Below are 17,101 nucleotides of genomic sequence, written 5' to 3' on the forward strand. Positions count from 1 at the left end.
ACACCATCGCGGGGAGCCGAAGGCCCGGTCGGGATGTCTCTCGTGGAGGACCCCCTGGGGTGGACGTCGGCGAGGACGCGAACCGTGACCGTCCCCGACGGGGAGGTCATCGAGATCGACGGCCCCGACGCGTGGGCGTCGCTGTGCCATCGGCATCCACTCGTCGTCACCGCCTCCCGGCGCAACGTGTGGCGTTGGACCACGGGTCGCGAGGGGGTCTGGGTGCAGCCCGACTGGTCGGCGCTCGCGAAAGAGGCCGTGGGCGTCCACCTCACCATCGCGGGGTATCTGGCCACGGCCGGCCGCGTGGTCGAGCTCGGCGGCCTCGGGGCGAGCGTCCTGGCGGGGTGGGGCCCGGACGAGACGTTCTGGTTCGGCGAGGTGACACCCCGCGGGGAGGCGGAGGAATGGACGCGTGAGGACTCTGCCGGCCCGGGCGCCTGGCGTCGTGCGTGAGTCGTCCTCGGGTTCCCGCTTCCCGGGGGTGGGGCGATAGTCTCGGTGGTGGCAGCGTCGCCGACTCGATCATCCCCAATAGCGAGGTTCACAGCATGAAGATCGGCATCCTGACCAGCGGCGGAGACTGCCCCGGGCTGAACGCCGTCATCCGTGGCGTCGTGCTCAAGGGCACGACCAACTACGACATCGAGTTCGTCGGCATCCGCGACGGATGGCGCGGAGTCGTCGACGGCGACTTCTTCCCGTTGACCCGTCACGAGGTGAAGGGGCTGTCCAAGGTCGGCGGCACGATCCTCGGCACCAGCCGCACCAACCCCTATGAGGGGGTCCGCGGTGGTGCCGAGAACATCTCGAAGACGCTGTACGGGCACCGCATCGACGGCATCCTGGCCATCGGCGGCGAGGGTACGCTCGCCGCGGCCGACCGCCTGTCCAAGGACGGCATCAACGTCCTGGGCGTGCCCAAGACGATCGACAACGACCTGCGCGCCACCGACTACTCCTTCGGCTTCGACACCGCCGTGAACATCGCCACGGATGCCATGGACCGCCTGCGCACCACCGGCGACTCCCACCAGCGCTGCATGGTCGCCGAAGTCATGGGCCGCCACGTCGGGTGGATCGCGCTGCACGCCGGCATCGCCGCCGGTGCGCACGTCATCTGCATCCCCGAGGTGCCGATGTCGATCGACGAGATCGTCGAGCAGGTCACGCGCGCCCACGACCGCGGCCGCGCGCCCCTGGTCGTCGTGTCCGAGGGCTTCAAGCTCAAGGGCATGGACGAGGCCTTCAGCGACAAGGGGCTGGATGCCTTCAACCGCCCCCGCCTCGGCGGCATCGGCGAGCTGCTGGCTCCCGAGATCGAGCGCCTGACCGGCATTGAGACGCGGGCCACGGTGCTCGGTCACATCCAGCGCGGCGGTTCGCCGTCGGCCTTCGACCGCGTGCTCGCGACTCGTCTGGGGCTGCACGCCGCCGACGCGCTGAACGACGGTGCGTGGGGCCAGATGGTGGCGATGAGCGGCACCGACATCGTGCGCGTTCCCTTCGCCGACGCCCTCGGCGAGCTGAACTCCGTGCCCCTCTACCGCTACGAAGAGGCCGCCGCCCTGTTCGGCTGAGCCCCGGCTCTCGCGCCCCGTCCCGCCGCCGCGGGGCGGGGCGCTGTGTTGCGCGGGGCGCGGGCGCGCTTCCGGAACAGGCTGTGCGACGGGGACAGGGCGATCACGCCGAGATCGGCCTGTTTCGGGTGCATCGCCTGTATCGGGTACGGGGCCGCACGTGAAGCGGACCGCACACGACCCGGCCTCGCGCCGCCGGGCACGACGTCGGCTCCTCAGCGCGGGAGGTGGCGGCCCTGGGCCATCGCGGTGCGGATGGTGTCCACCACGAACGCGGGGTCGAACAGCACCTGCGCGTAGTCGAACCGCAGCACGGTGTAGCCGCGCAGGATCAACCGCGCGTCCTGCCGGAGATCGCGCCGCCGATCGGCCGCGGCGCGGTGGAACGCGAAGCCGTCGAGCTGCACGACGAGGCACTCGCCGATGAGCGCGTCGACGGGGTGGCCGTCGATCCAGACCTGCTGGCGGATCCGCACCCCGATCCCGGCCAGCAAGTCCCGGAAGTGCGTCTCGAGCCCGGAGTCCGACAGGTGCCCGGCCACCGCGGCGAGCTCGTTCGCTCGCGTCGAGGCCCATCGCACCGACGCCAGGGTGCCGGCATCCACCGCGCCCGTCCGCAGCGCCGACTCCCACACCGCCAGCGCGTCGGCGCGGGGCAGGCACCGTGCGACGTGGAACAGCACGTTGATCACCGGTTCATCGGGATCGGTGCGGGACACCGGCACCGGGGGAGTAGCCCGATGCAGGTGCAGTCCTGTGCGGTCGAGGCGCGACGCCGTGGACGGCACCCACACATGGGCTCGATCAGAGTCGGGCGTCCACAGCCCGCGATCTCGGGCCGCGCTCACGCACGTGAGGCGCCCACTGACGGATGCCGCGGAACGCCGCCCCGCCGGACATTCCGGTGTGAGAATCCACGAGCGTCGGACGCGGTCGACCTCGCCCGCGTCGACGGCCGCGGCGATCGTGCGCGCCCCGTGCCCAGCGGCACGGGCGACAGAGGTGTGGGCGACGCCGCCGCGTCGCGACAGCCACTCGAGCAGCCCGGGAGTCATCGCACCAGCGTTACTCGTCGGGCTGCAGCTCTCCCGCCGGATCGGCCCGAATGTGGAGAAGTCGGACACCTCTGCGCCTGTGGAGGACGGGTCGCCGGGGTGCCGGCATCCACCTGGTCGTCACGAGAACAGGGGATGCCACGAGAACAGGCCCATTCTGCGCGAATGGGCCTGTTCTCGGCGCTCAGCCTGTTCCGGTAACAGCGCGGCCCCGCAGGCCCGCACCCGGACCCGCGCAGCCGCACCGACCCCGCTTACTCCGCGAGCCCCAGCACGTCCAGGAGCCACGCGAGCTCGAACGCGCGCTCGCGCCAGGCGTTGTAGCGGCCGCTGACGCCGCCGTGGCCGGCGACCATCTCGCACTTCAGCAGTGCGTCGGCGCCGACCTCGCGCAAGCGTTGCACCCACTTCGCCGGCTCGACGTACAGCACGCGCGTGTCGTTGAGCGAGGTCACGGCGAGGATGCGGGGGTAGGCGACGCCCTCGCGCACGTTCTCGTACGGCGAGTACGACTTCATGTACGCGTACACGTCGGCGTCGTGCAGCGGGTCACCCCACTCGTCCCACTCGATGACCGTGAGGGGCAGCGAAGGGTCGAGGATCGTCGTGAGGGCGTCCACGAACGGGACGTCGGCGAGGATCCCGGCGAACAGCTCGGGGGCGAGGTTGGCCACGGCGCCCATGAGCAGGCCTCCGGCGCTGCCACCCTCGGCGACGAGCCGCTCGGGCGTGGTGTATCCGGATGCCACGAGGTGACGGGCCACCGCGACGAAGTCGGTGAAGGTGTTGCGCTTGGACCGCAGCTTGCCGTCCTCGTACCACTGCCGGCCCATCTCGCCGCCGCCGCGCACGTGCGCCACCGCGAAGAGGACGCCGCGGTCCAACAGCGACAGGCGCGGCACCGAGAAGCCGGGCTCGATGGAGTGCTCGTACGAGCCGTAGCCGTACAGGTGCACGGGCCGGGCCGAGGCCCCGGGTTCGCCGAACGAGCGCTTCCACACGAGCGAGATCGGCACGCGGGTGCCGTCGTCGGCGGTCGCCCACGCGCGGGCCTGGCCGTAGTCGTCGGGGTCGAATCCGCCGAGCACCGGCTGGCGCTTGCGCAGCAGCAGCTCGCCCGTGTCGACGACGTAGTCGTAGACGGTGCCCGGTGTCACGAACGACCCGTAGCCGACGCGCAGCACGGGCGGCGCCCACTCGGGGTTGCCGCCGGTGCCGACGCTGTACAGCGGCTCGTCGAAGGCGATCTCGGTCACGGCGCCGTCGGTGTACGACAGCATGCCCAGGCGCGGGAGGCCGTCGCGCCGGTAGGCCACGACTCCCCAATCGCGGAAGGTGTCGACGCCGAGCAGCCGCTCGCCGGAGCGGTGCGGGATCACCGTCTCGCGGGGCCCTTCGGGGTCGGATGCCGAGACCCGGACGAGCTCGAAGTCGAGAGCGTCGTCGTTGTGGAGGATGTACAGCACGTCCTCGCCGTCGACCACCGCGTGATCGAGGGAGTACTCCACGCCCTCGCGGCGCGGCCACACGACGCGCGCGTCGCCGCGCAGGTCGTCGGCGTCGACTAGGCGCTCCTCGGACGTGATCGAGGAGCCCACGCCGATCACGAGATACCGATCGCTGCGCGTGAAGTCGGCGCCGACCCAATAGCGCTCGTCGGGCTCGTGGAACAGCTTCTCGTCGGCATCCACGGGCGTGCCGATCTCGTGCAGCCACACGGTGTCGGGGCGCCACGCGTCGTCGACGGTGGTGTACACGATGAAGCGTCCGTCGGGCGAGAACGTCGCGCCCGAGAACGTGCCGGGGATCTCGTCCGCGAGCGTCTCGCCGGTCACGAGGTCGCGGACGCGCACCGTGTAGCGCTCGTCGCCGGCGACGTCGATGCCGTAGAGCATGCGCGTGCCGTCGTTCGAGACCTCGAAGCTGCCGAGTGAGAAGAAGTCGGTGCCCTCGGCCTCGACGTTGCCGTCGAAGAGCACCTGCTCGCCGGGCACCGGCTGGTCGGGGGAGAGGACGGGAGGAGTCCAGTCGTCGGGCGAGGCCAGCGGCGCCCGGCACTGGATGCCGTACTGCGCGCCCGCCACCGTGCGGCCGTAGTACCACCACTCGCCGCGCCGCGCGGGAACCGAGAGATCCGTCTCGAGCGTGCGGCCCTTGATCTCGCCGAAGATCTCGTCGCGGAGGGATGCCAGGTGCCCGGTGCGCGCGTCGGTGTAGGCGTTCTCGGCCTCGAGGTGGGCGACGACTTTGGCGTCGTCCTTCGCGCGGAACCACTCGTACGGATCGTCGAAGGTGTCGCCGTGGTGCGTGCGCGCCGTGGAGCGGCGGGCGGCGACGGGAGGGACGGGGCGGTCGTCGGTGTCGGTCACCTCTCCACGCTAGTCCGGTCCCGCCGTGCGCCGCCTGCACGGCGGTCCTCCGTTTGACCGAGGGGAACGCCGGTGAAATGATGTCGTCGGCCCGGTGAACGTGGGCCGAACGTCAGGTGAACTCTTCGTTCTCCGCGCCGATCCCGTCGGCATCCCTCCTTCCCCCTCACGGAAAGCGATCGGTGGAGAGCGCAGCCCTCGTCATCGTGCTGGTCATCGGCCTGGCACTGTTCTTCGATTTCACCAACGGCTTCCACGACACCGCGAACGCGATGGCGACGCCCATCGCGACGGGCGCCCTGAAGCCCAAGGTCGCGGTGCTCCTGGCGGCCTCGCTCAACCTGGTCGGAGCGTTCCTGTCGACGGAGGTCGCCAAGACGATCTCGGGCGGCATGATCCGCGAGGACCAGTTGAGCCCCGACATCTTCCCGCCGATCATCTTCGCGGGCCTGATCGGCGCGATCACGTGGAACATGCTCACGTGGCTGCTGGGGCTCCCCTCCAGCTCGTCGCACGCGCTCTTCGGCGGTCTCATCGGCGCCACGCTCGTGGGCGTCGGCGCCTCGGCGATCGACACGGGGGTCGTGCTGAGCAAGGTGATTCTCCCCGCCCTGATCGCCCCGCTGACCGCCGGCGTCATCGCCTTCGCGGTGACCAAGATCGCGTACGGCATCACGCGGCGGTACGACATGAAGGCCGACGGTCGCGACGGTTTCCGCTGGGGGCAGATCTTCACGTCGTCCCTGGTCGCGCTCGCCCACGGCACGAACGACGCACAGAAGACCATGGGCGTCATCACGCTCGCCCTCATCACCGTCGGCTGGCAGTCCACCTCCGAGCCGGACCCGCAGCTGTGGGTCATCTTCGCGTGCGCGATCACGATCGCCCTCGGCACGTACATGGGCGGCTGGCGCATCATCCGCACGCTCGGCAAGGGCCTCACCGACGTCAAGCCCGCGCAGGGGTTCTCGGCCGAGACCTCCACGGCCGCGACGATCCTGGCATCCAGCGCTCTGGGCTTCGCCCTCTCGACGACGCAGGTGGCCTCGGGCTCGGTCATCGGGTCGGGGCTCGGCCGTCGCGGGTCGACCGTGCGCTGGAACACCGTCGGCCGCATCATGATCGGCTGGGTGCTCACGCTCCCCGCCGCCGGCGCCGTGGGGGCTGCAGCGGCCCTCGTCGTGGTGTGGCTCGGCGGATGGGGCGTCGCCGTGGACGCCGTCATCGCCCTCGCGATCATCCTGGGCCTGTTCCTGCGGTCGCGGCAGGACGCCGTCACCTCCGCAAACGCGATGAGCGAGGTCGCCGATTCCGGCGCGGCGGTGAAGGTTCCACGCACGCCCGGTCCGACCCGCCGCCAGCGCCGCCTCGAGCGCACCGCCGCAGGGAAGGACCGCTCGTGACCATCGACTGGGAGGCGTTCCTCCACGTGTTCCTCGCGGCCCTGCTCGGCGCCGCGATCGTCGTGACGTTCTACGCGCTGGGTCTGCGGCTGCTCGTGCGCGGCGGACGGCCGCCGCTCGTCGCGCCGGCGGAGTTCACGGATGCCATCACCGTGATCTCCGACAAGCAGAAGCGCCGCGCCGCGAAGGCCGTCGCGAAGGCGGCCGCGCGCAACCCGCTCAGCGTGGGGCAGAAGAGGCTCGCACTCGTCGGGGCGTACGTGTGCTTCGCCGTGTGTGCGGCGGCGGTGCTCGGCGCGCTCCTGCTGATCCTGCTCCGCCACTGACGTCCTCCGTGTCGGCACCCCCTCTTAGGCTGGGGGCATGGCATCGGTGCAGTTCGGTCAGCACGCGCCCGCACGGCGCGTGATCCTCCACCTCAGCGACACTCATCTGCTCGCGGGCGATCGACTGCTCGGCGGCCGGTACGACGCCGCCGCGCAGTTGCGCCGCACGCTCGAGGCGGCCGAGGCGACGGGGGTGCGCCCGGATGCCGTGGTGTTCACCGGCGACCTGACCGACCTCGGCGAGCCCGAGGCGTACCGCGCGCTCCGCGCCGCCGTCGAGCCGTGGGCGGAGCGCCTGGGCGCACCCGTGGTGTGGGTCGCGGGCAACCACGACGAGCGGCCGGCGCTGCACGCCGAGCTGCTCGACGGCGAGCCGACCGAGGAGCCGGTGACCGGGGTGTGGGACCTCGGTGGGCTGCGGCTGATCGCCCTGGACTCCACGGTGCCCGGCTGGCACCACGGCGACCTCGATGCCCGTCAGCTCGAGTGGCTGCGCGCCGAGCTGGCCGAACCGGCGCCGCTGGGCACGATCCTCGCGCTGCACCACCCGCCGCTTCCCACGCACATCCCGTTCTTCGACATCCTCGAGCTGCGCGATCAGCCCGGTCTGGCCGCCGCGATCGCGGGCAGCGACGTCCGGGCGATCCTGGCCGGGCATCTGCATTACTCCACCTCGGGGACGTTCGCCGGGGTCCCGGTGAGCGTCGCCGCCGCCTCCTGCTACACGATGGATCTCGCGCGCCCCGCCGACGAGGTCAACGGCATGGATGCCGGCCGCTCGTTCCACCTCGTGCACGTCTGGGACGACACGATCACGCACGCCGTGGTGCCGGTGGTCGACGCCGAGCCGGCGGGGTATTTCACGCCCGAGTGGGTCGCGCGCATGGCCGCGCTGTCGCCCGAGGAGCGTCTCGAGGCCTTCTCGCGCAAGCGGTGAGCCGCTGTACGCGGGGGAGTGCGTGAGTCCCGCGACCTGCCGTGGTGGCCAACGACGACTCCGGACGCGGTCGTTAGGCTCGTGGCATCCCTGACCGCCGTGACGACCCACGAGGACATCCCCCATGGCTTTGGACGCAATGACGCGCACCCGCATCGAGACCGATTCACTCGGCTCGCTCGAGATCCCCGCCGATGCCTATTGGGGCATCCACACCGCGCGGGCGCTGGAGAACTTCCCGATCGCCAAGCGACCGATCTCGGTCTACCCCGATCTCGTGCGAGCCCTCGCGATGGTCAAGCAGGCCTCCGCACGCGCGAACCGGCAGATCGGCGTGCTCGACCCGGCCAAGGCCGAGCTGATCGACCGTGCCGCCCAGCGGGTGATCGACGGGGAGTTCCACGAAGAGTTCACCGTCGGCGTGATCCAGGGCGGCGCCGGCACGTCGACCAACATGAACGCGAACGAGGTCATTACCAACATCGCCCTCGAGATGGCGGGCCGGGAGAAGGGCGACTACGCCTTCCTTTCACCGATCGACGACACCAACCGCAGTCAGTCGACCAACGACGTCTACCCGACCGCCGTCAAGATCGGCCTGTCCCTCACGCTGCAGAGCCTGCTCGAGGAGCTCGGACTGTTGCGGCAGTCGTTCCTGGCCAAGGCCGAGGAGTTCCACGACGTTCTGAAGGTGGGGCGCACTCAGCTGCAGGATGCCGTGCCCATGACGCTCGGCCAGGAGTTCCACGGCTTCGCGACGACGCTCGGCGAGGACTACAACCGCCTCACCGAGAACGCCTACCTCATGTTCGAGATCAACATGGGGGCTACCGCCATCGGCACCGGGATCACCGCGCATCCCGAGTACGGCCCGTCGGTGCTGCGGCACCTCCGTGAGATCACCGGTCTCGACCTCGAGACGGCCACCGACCTGGTGGAGTCCACGAGCGACACCGGCGCGTTCATGTCGTTCTCGTCGTCGCTCAAGCGCAACGCGATCAAGCTGTCGAAGATCTGCAACGACCTCCGGCTGCTGTCCAGTGGCCCGCAGGCGGGCCTTGGCGAGATCAATCTGCCGGCGCGCCAAGCGGGCTCGAGCATCATGCCCGGCAAGGTCAACCCGGTGATCCCCGAAGTGGTGAATCAGGTCGCGTTCTCGGTCGTCGGCGCCGACATGAGCGTCACGATGGCCGTCGAGGGCGGCCAGCTGCAGCTCAACGCGTTCGAGCCCGTGATCGCGCACTCGATCTTCCAGTCGATCACCTGGATGCGTCAGGCGATGTGGACGCTGCGGGTCAACTGCGTCGACGGCATCACGGCCAACCGTGAGCGCCTGGGCGCGATGGTCGGTTCGTCCGTGGGCGTCGTGACGGCCCTGACGCCGTTCATCGGGTACGCCGCCGCCGCGGCTCTGGCCAAGACCGCCCTGCTGACCCACCGCAACGTCGCCGATCTCGTCGTCGAGGCCGGGCTCATGTCCCGCGACGAGGTCATGAAGCAGATCTCGCCCGCGCGGCTGTCGGGTCTGCAGGCCATCACCGAGGCGATCCCGGTGATCCGCGCGGCGGACAGCGTCGTCGAGGAGTAAGCCTCGATCCGCGAGACTGCACCGGCCTGACGAAACCCCCGCGACCTGCGGGGGAATTGTCAGTCGGGTGCAGTCTCGGCGCTCAGGCGAGCCCGCGGCGCGTCAGTCCAGGATGCGGCAGTGGGTCGTGAGCTCGCCGATGCCGTCGATGCCGACGGTCACGGTCGAGCGGTCGCGCAGGAAGATCTGCGGGTCGCGCGAGTATCCGGCGCCGCCGGGGCTCCCCGTGGAGATCAGGGTTCCGGGCAGCAGCGTCGCGGATTCGGACAGCTTGTGCACGAGCGTCGCCACCGACCGCACCATCTGTCCCGTCGTGGCATCCTGCACCGTATGCCCGTCGACGACCGTCCAGATGTGCAGATCCTGCGGGTCGGGGATCTCGTCGGCGGTGACGACGAAAGGCCCCGTCGGGGTGAAGCCGTCGAACGACTTGCAGCGCGACCACTGCGCTTCCGAGAACTGGATGTTGCGCGCGGTGATGTCGTTGACCACCGTGTAGCCCCACACGTGGTCGAGGGCGTCGGACTCGGCGATGTCGCGACCCGGGCGTCCGATGATGACGCCGAGCTCGGCCTCGTAGTCGACCGCTTCGCTGAGGGAGCGGGGCCACGAGGTGGTCTCGTGGTGCGCGGTGAGGGAGTTCGGCCACAGCACGAACACCGTGGGACCGGCATCCGTCTTCAAGCCCAGCTCGCCCGAGTGCGCCGCGTAGTTCAGCCCGACCGCGAGGATCGTGGGGGGAGCAAGCACCGCCGAGGCGAACCGGACGCCCTCGAGAGGATGCCGCGGCGCGGTGTCCGCGGCCCCGCGCACGCGGTCCAGGAGCGCCTCGCCGCCGGCGATGAGCTGCTCGAGGGTCGCGGGGGCACCCGGGAAGAGCTCATCGACGAACGCATACTCCTCGCCGTGGACGCTGACGAGGCGAGGGGCATCCGCCGCCTCCGGGGATCGGACGTGGGCGAAACGCATGCCCCCACGCTACCGGGCCGCCCGACGCGAGGTGCCCGGCGCCGATGCGGTGCGCAACGCACGCAACGCGGCCCCTCGCGAGAGCGCCCCTAGGCTGTGCGCATGAGCTACCCGTCGCCCTTGTGGCAGCCGGGCCCGGGCGAGCCCGCGCCGATCACCGATGCCCCCCGTTCGAGTGCGCCGGTGGCCGCTGCGCTCCCCGCGCGGGCCCGCCGCAGCGGAGTGATCCTGTGGGTCGCCGCCGCGTTGCTCGTGCCGGTGCTGGCTCTCCTCGTGCTGTACTTCGTGCGTTTCCTCGGGGCGGCGGCGTCGCTCGTCGGCGTCCTGCTGGCGGTCGTGCCGTTCGTGATCGTGTGGTTCGCGGTCCGTCTGATCGATCGATGGGAGCCGGAGCCCCGCCGGCTGCTCGTCTTCGCCGTCGCGTGGGGAGCGATCGCGTCGGTGGCCATCGCCCTCGGGGTCGACGCGGTGCTCGCGTTCCTCGTCGGCGGCCTCGGCGACACCTTCGGGTCCGTGGTCCAGGCGCCGATCGTCGAGGAGGTCGCCAAGGGGCTCGGCCTGCTGCTGCTCTACGCGGGCGCTCGTCGCTCGTTCGATGGCCCCGTGGACGGAATCGTCTACGGGGCGCTCATCGGCGCGGGCTTCGCCTTCACCGAGAACGTGCAGTACTTCGCGGTGAGCTTCATCGAGGGCGGGGCGGTGCAGGTGGGCGGTGTGTTCTTCCTGCGGGCGGTGCTCTCGCCGTTCGCGCACGTGATGTTCACGAGCCTCACCGGCTTCGCGTTGGGCCTCGCCGCCCGTCGCGCGCTGCGGACGGGTCCGGCCCTGCGCTACGCCGTGCCGGGCCTCGTCGGAGCGATCGTGCTGCACGCGCTGTGGAACGGCTCCGCGACGTTCTTCAACTTCTTCGAGCTGTACGCCACTCTCCAGGTGCCGCTGTTCGTGCTGTTCATCCTCGGCATCCTCGCCCTCCGCCGGGAGGAGGCGCGGCTCACGCGCGCACGGCTGGGGGAGTACGCCGCCGCCGGCTGGTTCACCGCTCACGAGGTCGACATGCTCGCCACCGGCCCCGGGCGTCGATCGGCGGTGGCGTGGGCGCGGTCGCTGCCCGGCGACCGCTCGGCCCAGATGCGGACGTTCATCCGGGATGCCACCGCGCTCGCCGCGGCGCGCCAGCGCGCGTTGTCGGGGCGTGATGCGACCGCGGCGACGCAGGAGCGCGCGCTGTTGCAGCAGACGACCGCGGCCCGCGCAGCGCTCCTGGCGCCCTGAATCGGGAACGCCCGGAGGGGGTCTTGACAGCGTCGCGGAGGCGGAGCACCATCGTTATAGACCAACTCAGCGCTCGGGAGACACGCAGGCATCGCCGCGGCACCGGGCGCTGAGTCTTTGTCCGGGGGCCGTCATCCGCGCCGCGGTCGTGCTTGGATGGAGGCATGACTGATCGCACCAAGCCGGAGTTTGACGCTCCCAGCGGCCCCGCCCCCTCCGACCTCGTCATCCGCGACATCATCGTCGGCGACGGCGACGAGGCCAAGCCCGGCGACACCGTCACCGTGCACTACGCCGGTGTCGAGTACGAGTCGGGCGAGGAGTTCGACTCGTCGTGGGGACGCGGCGAGAGCATCCAGTTCCCCCTGCGCGGCCTCATCCAGGGCTGGCAGGACGGCATCCCGGGCATGAAGGTCGGCGGACGCCGCGAGCTCGTGATCCCGCCGCACCTGGCGTACGGCCCCGCCGGCGGGCACTTCCTCGGCGGCAAGACCCTCATCTTCATCATCGACCTGATCAAGGTCGGCTGACCGGCGTTTCACCGGTTGTTCACGAACCCGAGGGGGCCGCGGCCTCTTCGGGTTCGTCATTTTCCGCGAACGTGGAATACATTCGGATGAATGAGAGTTGGGCATCGGCAGGACGCCGAACCGGCTCCCCAGACCTCAAGGAGTGACATGACCGACACGACCACGCTCGAGATCCCCGGCTACAAGGCGGGCACCTGGGTGCTCGACCCCTCGCACAGCGAGGTGACCTTCACCGTTCGCCACATGATGATCTCCAAGGTCCGCGGCACCTTCGGCATGAAGAGCGCCACCCTCGTCGCCCCGGAGAACCCGCTCGAGGCCACCGTCGAGGCGTCCGTGGACGTCACCTCGGTCGACACCAAGGACGAGGGCCGCGACCAGCACCTCCGCTCCGCCGAGTTCTTCGACATCGAGACGTACCCGACGATGGACTTCCGCTCGACCGGAACGCGCGTCGAGAACGGCGACTTCCTCGTCGACGGCGAGCTCACCATCCGCGGCGTCAGCAAGCCCGCGACCTTCGCGATCGACTTCGGCGGCTTCGGCACCGACCCGTGGGGCAACTACAAGGCCGGCGCGACCGCCAAGACGGTCATCAACCGCGAGGAGTACGGCCTCACCTGGAACGCCGCGCTCGAGACCGGCGGTGTGCTCGTCGGCAAGGACGTCACCATCGAGCTCGACCTGCAGTTCGCGCTCCAGGCCTGATCGCCTGACTCTTGAAGACCCCGGATGCCACGGCATCCGGGGTCTTCGTCGTCGACCGGCCGCTCAGGGGCGGACGGTGCGGCGCAGTCGAATCCGTTCCTGCACCAGAAGGATGCCGAGGAACACGATCACCGCACCGGCCGGCTCGTTCCACGTGAGGCGCTCACCGAGCACGAGGATGCCGAGCGCGACGCCGACGACGGGCGTGATGTACGTCACCGTCGAGGCGCGGGTCGGGCCCCACGCGCGCAACGTGTTCTGGTTCCACACGTAGGCCAGTCCCGTGCCGAGGACGCCGAGGGCGACGATGCTCGCGACGATCGGCACGGTCAGCTGCATCGGCTCCGCGAGGATCACCGGCGACAGCACGAGCATGAGCACCGCGGCGGGCCCGATGTAGCCGAAGGCGAAAGCGATCCCCGACAGGCCCGTGTCGCCGAGGAAGCGCCGCATGTAGGCGAGGCTGAAGCCGTAGCACGCGGTCGCCCCGAGGAGGGCGACCTGGGCGATCGTGCTGCCGCCGATGTCGGCGATCGCGCCGGGGGCGATGATCACCACGACCCCGACGATGCCGATCGCGATCCCGATGAGCTGCCCCGGACGCAGACGCTCCACCTGGAACACCGCCCACGCCATGATCGCGGTCATGATCGGCGTGGTGGCGTTGAAGATGCTCGCCAGACCCGACGAGACGTGCTGCTCCGCCCACGCGAAGAGCAGGAACGGCACGACGCAGAACGTCACGCTCAGCACGCACAGGTGCGCCCATACCCGCGCGGTGCGGGGGAGGCGCTCGCGGCGGATCGCGACGACCGCGGCCAGGGCCAGGGCGCCGAAGAGCAGGCGCCCGCCGGCGACCTGCGCGGGGGTCATGCCCATCAGGGCGACGGCGATGAAGAGGAAGCTCGATCCCCACACGATGCCCGTGAGGACGAACTGGACCGTGATCGACACGGGGGAGGGGGAAGGACCGGATGCCACGTCCCGACCCTAGGCCCGGTGTCGTCGCCGCGCGGACCCGGGCGGGTGAGACGTCCGGAATCCGCCGACGGTTGGCCGGGCGGTCGCGGCGAGGCTCACGGAACGGGGTGGAGCGCGTCGTACTCCCGGAAGCGCGGAGTCAGACGCACGAGCAGCCCCACGAGGGCCAGGATCAGGATGCCGCCCAGCAGCGGCGGCACCCAGAGCACGGTGAGCGTTGCGAGGGTGCCCGCGTACAGGGCGCCGACGCGCGGCCCGCCGGCGACCACGACGATGAAGATGCCCTGCAGGCGCCCGCGCACGGCATCCGGGACGGCGGCCTGCATCATCGTCGAGCGGTAGATCGCGCTGACGTTGTCGGCGGCGCCCGAGACGGCCAGCGTGATCGCCGCGAGGACGATCAGCGCGACGGCGCCGGTGCCCTCGCCGGTGTCCGCGGGGCGCATCCAGCCCAGGGTCGCCGCGAGCAGCACGAGGCCGAACGCCCCGATCGAGAGCCCGTACACCTGGATCGCCCGTTCGATGCCGAGGCCCTGCCGACGCACCCGGCCGACGGGGCCCGAGAATAGGCTCGAGAGGAACGCGCCGGCCGCGACCGCCGCCGTCAGGATCCCGGTCGTGATCGCTCCGCCGCCCAGCAGGACGGCTCCGATCGCGGGGAAGAGGGCCACCGGCTGGCCGAAGGTCATCGCGGTGATGTCCAGGAGGTACTGCAGGCGGATGTTCGGCGCATTGCGGAGGAACCGCGCACCGTCGCGGAAGGACTCCCATCCCGGGCGCACGATCTCGCCCTCGGGCCGCAGCCGCGGCAGCGACCACAACCCCAGGAACAGCGACGTCATGAGCAGGACGTCGAGCGAATAGGTCCACGCGTACCCGGCCACGGCCACCAGCACGCCCGCGAGGGCGGGACCTGCCATGACCATGATCCCGACGGTGACGCCCTGCAGAGCCGCCGCGGCCGGAAGCAGCTCGCGCGGCAGCAGTCGCGGGGTGATCGCCGACTTCGTGGCCAGCACGATCGAGTTCGCGGCGGAGTTCACCACGCTCAGGACGAACAGCCAGCCGACGGTCTCGAGACCCGTCCAGGCGAGCGCGGCGAGCAGGGCCGTGGAGACGAAGGTCACCGTCGCCGCGACGAGGGCGACCGTGCGACGGTCGAACGCGTCGGCGAGCATCCCGCCGTAGAGCCCCGCCGCGATCATGGGGAGGAGCCCGGCGACGGCGATCATCGACACGGCGAACGTGCTCTGCGTGAGCTCGAAGACGTGCAGCATCACCGCGACGATCGTCAGTTGCCCGCCCATGCCCGACAGGGTCGAGCCGATCCACAGCCGGGCGAACGCCGGCGACGTCGTGAGGGGCCGGAGGTCGATGAGGGCCCCGCGGTGGCTCACGCGTCGACCTCGACGCGCTTCACGCGGGACGTGTGACCGCGCAGGATCTCGACGTCGCGCGGCGGGACGCCGAAGTGCTCCGCGAGGGCGCGCACCACTCCGGTGTTCGCGGCTCCGTCGACGGCCCGCTCGCGCACGTGCACGACGAGGCCGTCGGGGCCGTCTTCGACGAGGGGCCCGCGCCGGCTGCCCGGCTTGACGCGGACGGTGATCTGCACGCGTCGAGGCTACGGCACTCCGCGAGCGAGGGGCGCGTGCGGCGGTGGGCGTCGGCATCCGGATGCTGGTAGACTCATGCGGTTGCCGTTGGATCGGCCGCGGATAAAGAGAGCCCACGCATCAGGCGTCGGGCGCCGCGCAATGAAAAGGAAGGGGATCCCATCTATGGCACTCGAAGCAGACGTCAAGAAGGCGATCATCGAAGAGTACGCGACGCACCCCGGTGACACCGGATCCCCCGAGGTGCAGGTCGCGATGATGACGCAGCGCATCAAGGACCTCACCGAGCACCTCAAGATCCACAAGCACGATCACCACTCGCGCCGTGGACTCTTCCTGCTCGTCGGTCAGCGCCGTCGCCTGCTGGGTTACCTGCAGGATGTCGACATCAACCGTTACCGCTCGCTCATCGAGCGTCTCGGTCTGCGTCGCTAATCGCGCCAGCGTTCTATCGCGCAGAACATTCTTGGAAGGCCGCCCCACGGTGTGGGGCGGCCTTCGTCATTCCCGGGACGGGGTGCTGAGGCTGCGGCATCCCTCGATAAACGCCCTTTCTGTCGACACACGCCGCCTGGCGGCGTTTCCGGAAAGGAAGGGCGTTTATCGGGGAGGGGTGGTCAGGATGCCGCGCGGGCGGCGAGCAGGTCGGGGTGCCAGCGCTCCGCGACGTCGGGGTGGGCGCGGAGGCGCGACTTCAGCGCGTTCTCGCCGTAGGTCGCGTGGATCGGGTTCGTCGGGTCCTGGGAGACGCCGCGGGCGTCGGCCGCCAGTTCGGCGGGCAGGTCGATGATCGGAAGGACCGCGTCGAGCGCCGGGTTGAAGAAGAACGGGACCGAGATCCGCTCGTCGGGGAACCGCGGCGAGATCACGCGGTGGTTCGTCGCCGTGAGGTAGCCCTGCGTCGCGTACTCCAGCAGCTCGCCGATGTTGACGACGAAGGCCCCCGGGACCGGGGGAGCGTCCACCCACTCGCCGTCGCGCTGGACCTGCAGGCCGCCCTTGCCGGGCTCCACCCACAGCAGCGTGAGGACGCCCGAGTCCTTGTGCGCTCCGACCCCCTGCTGGGGAGTGGGGTCGTCCTTCCCGGGGTACCGCACGATCTTGATGAGGGTCTGCGGGTCGCCGAAGTGGCGATCGAAGTACTCCTCCTCGGCGCCGAGCGAGAGCGCCCAGGCGCGCAGCAGTGTGCGGGAGATCTCGGTCAGGCGGTCGTGCCACTCGGTCACGACCTCGCGGAGCTCCGGCTGGGCGGCCGGCCAGAGGTTGGGGCCGACGAGACGGTTGTAGCCCGGGCCGTCGGGATCGGAGATCGCGTCGCGCTCGGGTCCGATGTCGATCTGCTCGCGCCAGTCGACGCGGCCCTGGGTGAGTTCGCCACCCACGCGGGTGTAGCCGCGGAAGTGCGGGCTGGTGACGTTCTCGATCGCGAGCTTCTCGGCCTCGGGCAGGGCGAAGAAGTCCTTCGCCGCCTGCAGCAGGCGGGCCTCGATTTCGGGGCTGATCCCCGTTCCGGTGAGGTAGAAGAAGCCCACGTCGCGTGTCGCGGTGCGCAGATCGTCGCGGAAGCGGGCGGCGGCCTCGGGTCCCTGGTCGAGGAGCGAGAGGTTGAGGATCGGGAGGTTCAGCTCGGACATGCGACGAGGCTAGATCGCCGCGCGGACGTCGCGGCGATTGTTGCCGACGGTTACCGGGGAGGTCCCACCGTCGGTGCGGTGCCCGCGGGTGGGACGGTCGACGCGCGCGGTCGGGGGCGGATTTTCCCGATCC

16 protein-coding genes and 1 pseudogene are annotated in these 17,101 nt (G+C 70.6%); 10 read left to right on the top strand and 7 right to left on the bottom strand.

The features are described 5' to 3' along the window. Together LQV45_RS06630 and LQV45_RS06635 are read left to right on the top strand one after the other, a co-directional pair. Nucleotides 1-456: pseudogene (locus tag LQV45_RS06630) on the top strand (hypothetical protein); the annotation flags it as partial. Nucleotides 457-551: 95 nt separating this feature from the next. Continuing rightward, complete coding sequence (locus LQV45_RS06635) at nt 552-1,580, top strand: 6-phosphofructokinase (protein ID WP_138177714.1); 1,029 nt, start codon at nt 552-554, stop codon at nt 1,578-1,580. Nucleotides 1,581-1,795: 215 nt separating this feature from the next. Here the strand turns inward: LQV45_RS06635 and LQV45_RS06640 are convergent, their stop codons facing one another. Both LQV45_RS06640 and LQV45_RS06645 read right to left on the bottom strand, forming a co-directional pair. Further along, nucleotides 1,796-2,635, bottom strand: a complete 840-nt coding sequence (locus LQV45_RS06640; protein WP_230006315.1) for an endonuclease domain-containing protein — start codon at nt 2,633-2,635, stop codon at nt 1,796-1,798. 254 nt (nt 2,636-2,889) lie between these two features. Further along, nucleotides 2,890-5,004, bottom strand: coding sequence for a S9 family peptidase (locus tag LQV45_RS06645; protein WP_230006316.1), 2,115 nt, complete (start codon nt 5,002-5,004; stop codon nt 2,890-2,892). A 182-nt stretch (nt 5,005-5,186) separates the two neighbouring features. Here LQV45_RS06645 and LQV45_RS06650 point away from each other — a divergent pair, with 182 nt between their 5' ends. From LQV45_RS06650 to LQV45_RS06665, 4 genes are all read left to right on the top strand, one after another. Beyond that, nucleotides 5,187-6,407 carry an inorganic phosphate transporter gene (locus LQV45_RS06650; RefSeq protein WP_230006317.1) on the top strand — a complete coding sequence of 407 codons (1,221 nt, stop codon included), beginning with the start codon at nt 5,187-5,189 and terminating at the stop codon, nt 6,405-6,407. Next, nucleotides 6,404-6,733 carry a peptidase gene (locus tag LQV45_RS06655; RefSeq protein ID WP_230006318.1) on the top strand — a complete coding sequence of 110 codons (330 nt, stop codon included), beginning with the start codon at nt 6,404-6,406 and terminating at the stop codon, nt 6,731-6,733. Before LQV45_RS06650 ends, LQV45_RS06655 begins: the two co-directional genes overlap by 4 nt. 37 nt (nt 6,734-6,770) lie before the next feature. Next, the gene (locus LQV45_RS06660) at nt 6,771-7,670 is read left to right on the top strand and encodes a phosphodiesterase (protein ID WP_230006319.1); all 900 of its coding nucleotides are present in this window, start codon (nt 6,771-6,773) and stop codon (nt 7,668-7,670) included. A gap of 124 nt (nt 7,671-7,794) precedes the next feature. Further along, nucleotides 7,795-9,258: an aspartate ammonia-lyase gene (locus tag LQV45_RS06665; protein WP_230006320.1), complete on the top strand. Its 1,464-nt coding sequence runs from the start codon at nt 7,795-7,797 to the stop codon at nt 9,256-9,258. 102 nt (nt 9,259-9,360) lie between these two features. Here the strand turns inward: LQV45_RS06665 and LQV45_RS06670 are convergent, their stop codons facing one another. Next, entirely contained in the window at nt 9,361-10,227 is an 867-nt protein-coding gene (locus LQV45_RS06670) for a fumarylacetoacetate hydrolase family protein (protein WP_138176659.1), read from the bottom strand. 102 nt (nt 10,228-10,329) lie between these two features. Between LQV45_RS06670 and LQV45_RS06675 the strand changes: the two genes are divergently transcribed. From LQV45_RS06675 to LQV45_RS06685, 3 genes are all read left to right on the top strand, one after another. Beyond that, nucleotides 10,330-11,499: a PrsW family intramembrane metalloprotease gene (locus LQV45_RS06675; RefSeq protein ID WP_230006321.1), complete on the top strand. Its 1,170-nt coding sequence runs from the start codon at nt 10,330-10,332 to the stop codon at nt 11,497-11,499. 164 nt (nt 11,500-11,663) lie between these two features. Next, nucleotides 11,664-12,029, top strand: a complete 366-nt coding sequence (locus tag LQV45_RS06680; RefSeq protein WP_138176654.1) for an FKBP-type peptidyl-prolyl cis-trans isomerase — start codon at nt 11,664-11,666, stop codon at nt 12,027-12,029. Between the two features lie 147 nt (nt 12,030-12,176). Continuing rightward, a complete protein-coding gene (locus tag LQV45_RS06685; RefSeq protein ID WP_138176651.1) occupies nt 12,177-12,737 on the top strand; it encodes a YceI family protein in 561 nt (186 codons plus the stop codon). A gap of 63 nt (nt 12,738-12,800) precedes the next feature. Here the strand turns inward: LQV45_RS06685 and LQV45_RS06690 are convergent, their stop codons facing one another. The 3 genes from LQV45_RS06690 to LQV45_RS06700 all read right to left on the bottom strand — a co-directional run bounded on the left by LQV45_RS06690 (nt 12,801) and on the right by LQV45_RS06700 (nt 15,333). Next, on the bottom strand, nt 12,801-13,718 hold the full coding sequence (locus tag LQV45_RS06690) for a DMT family transporter (protein WP_230006322.1): 918 nt from the start codon (nt 13,716-13,718) through the stop codon (nt 12,801-12,803). Nucleotides 13,719-13,813: 95 nt separating this feature from the next. Continuing rightward, a complete protein-coding gene (locus LQV45_RS06695) occupies nt 13,814-15,115 on the bottom strand; it encodes an MFS transporter (RefSeq protein WP_230006323.1) in 1,302 nt (433 codons plus the stop codon). Then, nucleotides 15,112-15,333: a DUF167 domain-containing protein gene (locus LQV45_RS06700; RefSeq protein ID WP_230006324.1), complete on the bottom strand. Its 222-nt coding sequence runs from the start codon at nt 15,331-15,333 to the stop codon at nt 15,112-15,114. Before LQV45_RS06700 ends, LQV45_RS06695 begins: the two co-directional genes overlap by 4 nt. Before the next feature lie 166 nt (nt 15,334-15,499). Here LQV45_RS06700 and rpsO point away from each other — a divergent pair, with 166 nt between their 5' ends. After that, on the top strand, nt 15,500-15,769 hold the full coding sequence (gene rpsO / locus LQV45_RS06705; RefSeq protein WP_013583433.1) for a 30S ribosomal protein S15: 270 nt from the start codon (nt 15,500-15,502) through the stop codon (nt 15,767-15,769). Between the two features lie 182 nt (nt 15,770-15,951). Here rpsO and LQV45_RS06710 read toward each other — a convergent pair whose 3' ends face one another. After that, on the bottom strand, nt 15,952-16,968 hold the full coding sequence (locus LQV45_RS06710; protein WP_230006325.1) for an isopenicillin N synthase family oxygenase: 1,017 nt from the start codon (nt 16,966-16,968) through the stop codon (nt 15,952-15,954). Between the last annotated feature and the right edge of the window lie 133 nt (nt 16,969-17,101).

The sequence above is a fragment of the Microbacterium sp. Bi128 genome (genome assembly GCF_918698205.1).

Bases quoted from the DNA above. Each gene is read 5' to 3' on its own strand.
- LQV45_RS06635 (WP_138177714.1), top strand. From the start codon at position 552: ATGAAGATCGGCATCCTGACCAGCGGCGGAGACTGCCCCGGGCTGAAC.
- LQV45_RS06640 (WP_230006315.1), bottom strand. From the start codon at position 2,635: ATGACTCCCGGGCTGCTCGAGTGGCTGTCGCGACGCGGCGGCGTCGCC.
- LQV45_RS06660 (WP_230006319.1), top strand. From the start codon at position 6,771: ATGGCATCGGTGCAGTTCGGTCAGCACGCGCCCGCACGGCGCGTGATC.
- LQV45_RS06665 (WP_230006320.1), top strand. From the start codon at position 7,795: ATGGCTTTGGACGCAATGACGCGCACCCGCATCGAGACCGATTCACTC.
- LQV45_RS06670 (WP_138176659.1), bottom strand. From the start codon at position 10,227: ATGCGTTTCGCCCACGTCCGATCCCCGGAGGCGGCGGATGCCCCTCGC.
- LQV45_RS06675 (WP_230006321.1), top strand. From the start codon at position 10,330: ATGAGCTACCCGTCGCCCTTGTGGCAGCCGGGCCCGGGCGAGCCCGCG.
- LQV45_RS06680 (WP_138176654.1), top strand. From the start codon at position 11,664: ATGACTGATCGCACCAAGCCGGAGTTTGACGCTCCCAGCGGCCCCGCC.
- LQV45_RS06685 (WP_138176651.1), top strand. From the start codon at position 12,177: ATGACCGACACGACCACGCTCGAGATCCCCGGCTACAAGGCGGGCACC.
- rpsO (WP_013583433.1), top strand. From the start codon at position 15,500: ATGGCACTCGAAGCAGACGTCAAGAAGGCGATCATCGAAGAGTACGCG.
- LQV45_RS06710 (WP_230006325.1), bottom strand. From the start codon at position 16,968: ATGTCCGAGCTGAACCTCCCGATCCTCAACCTCTCGCTCCTCGACCAG.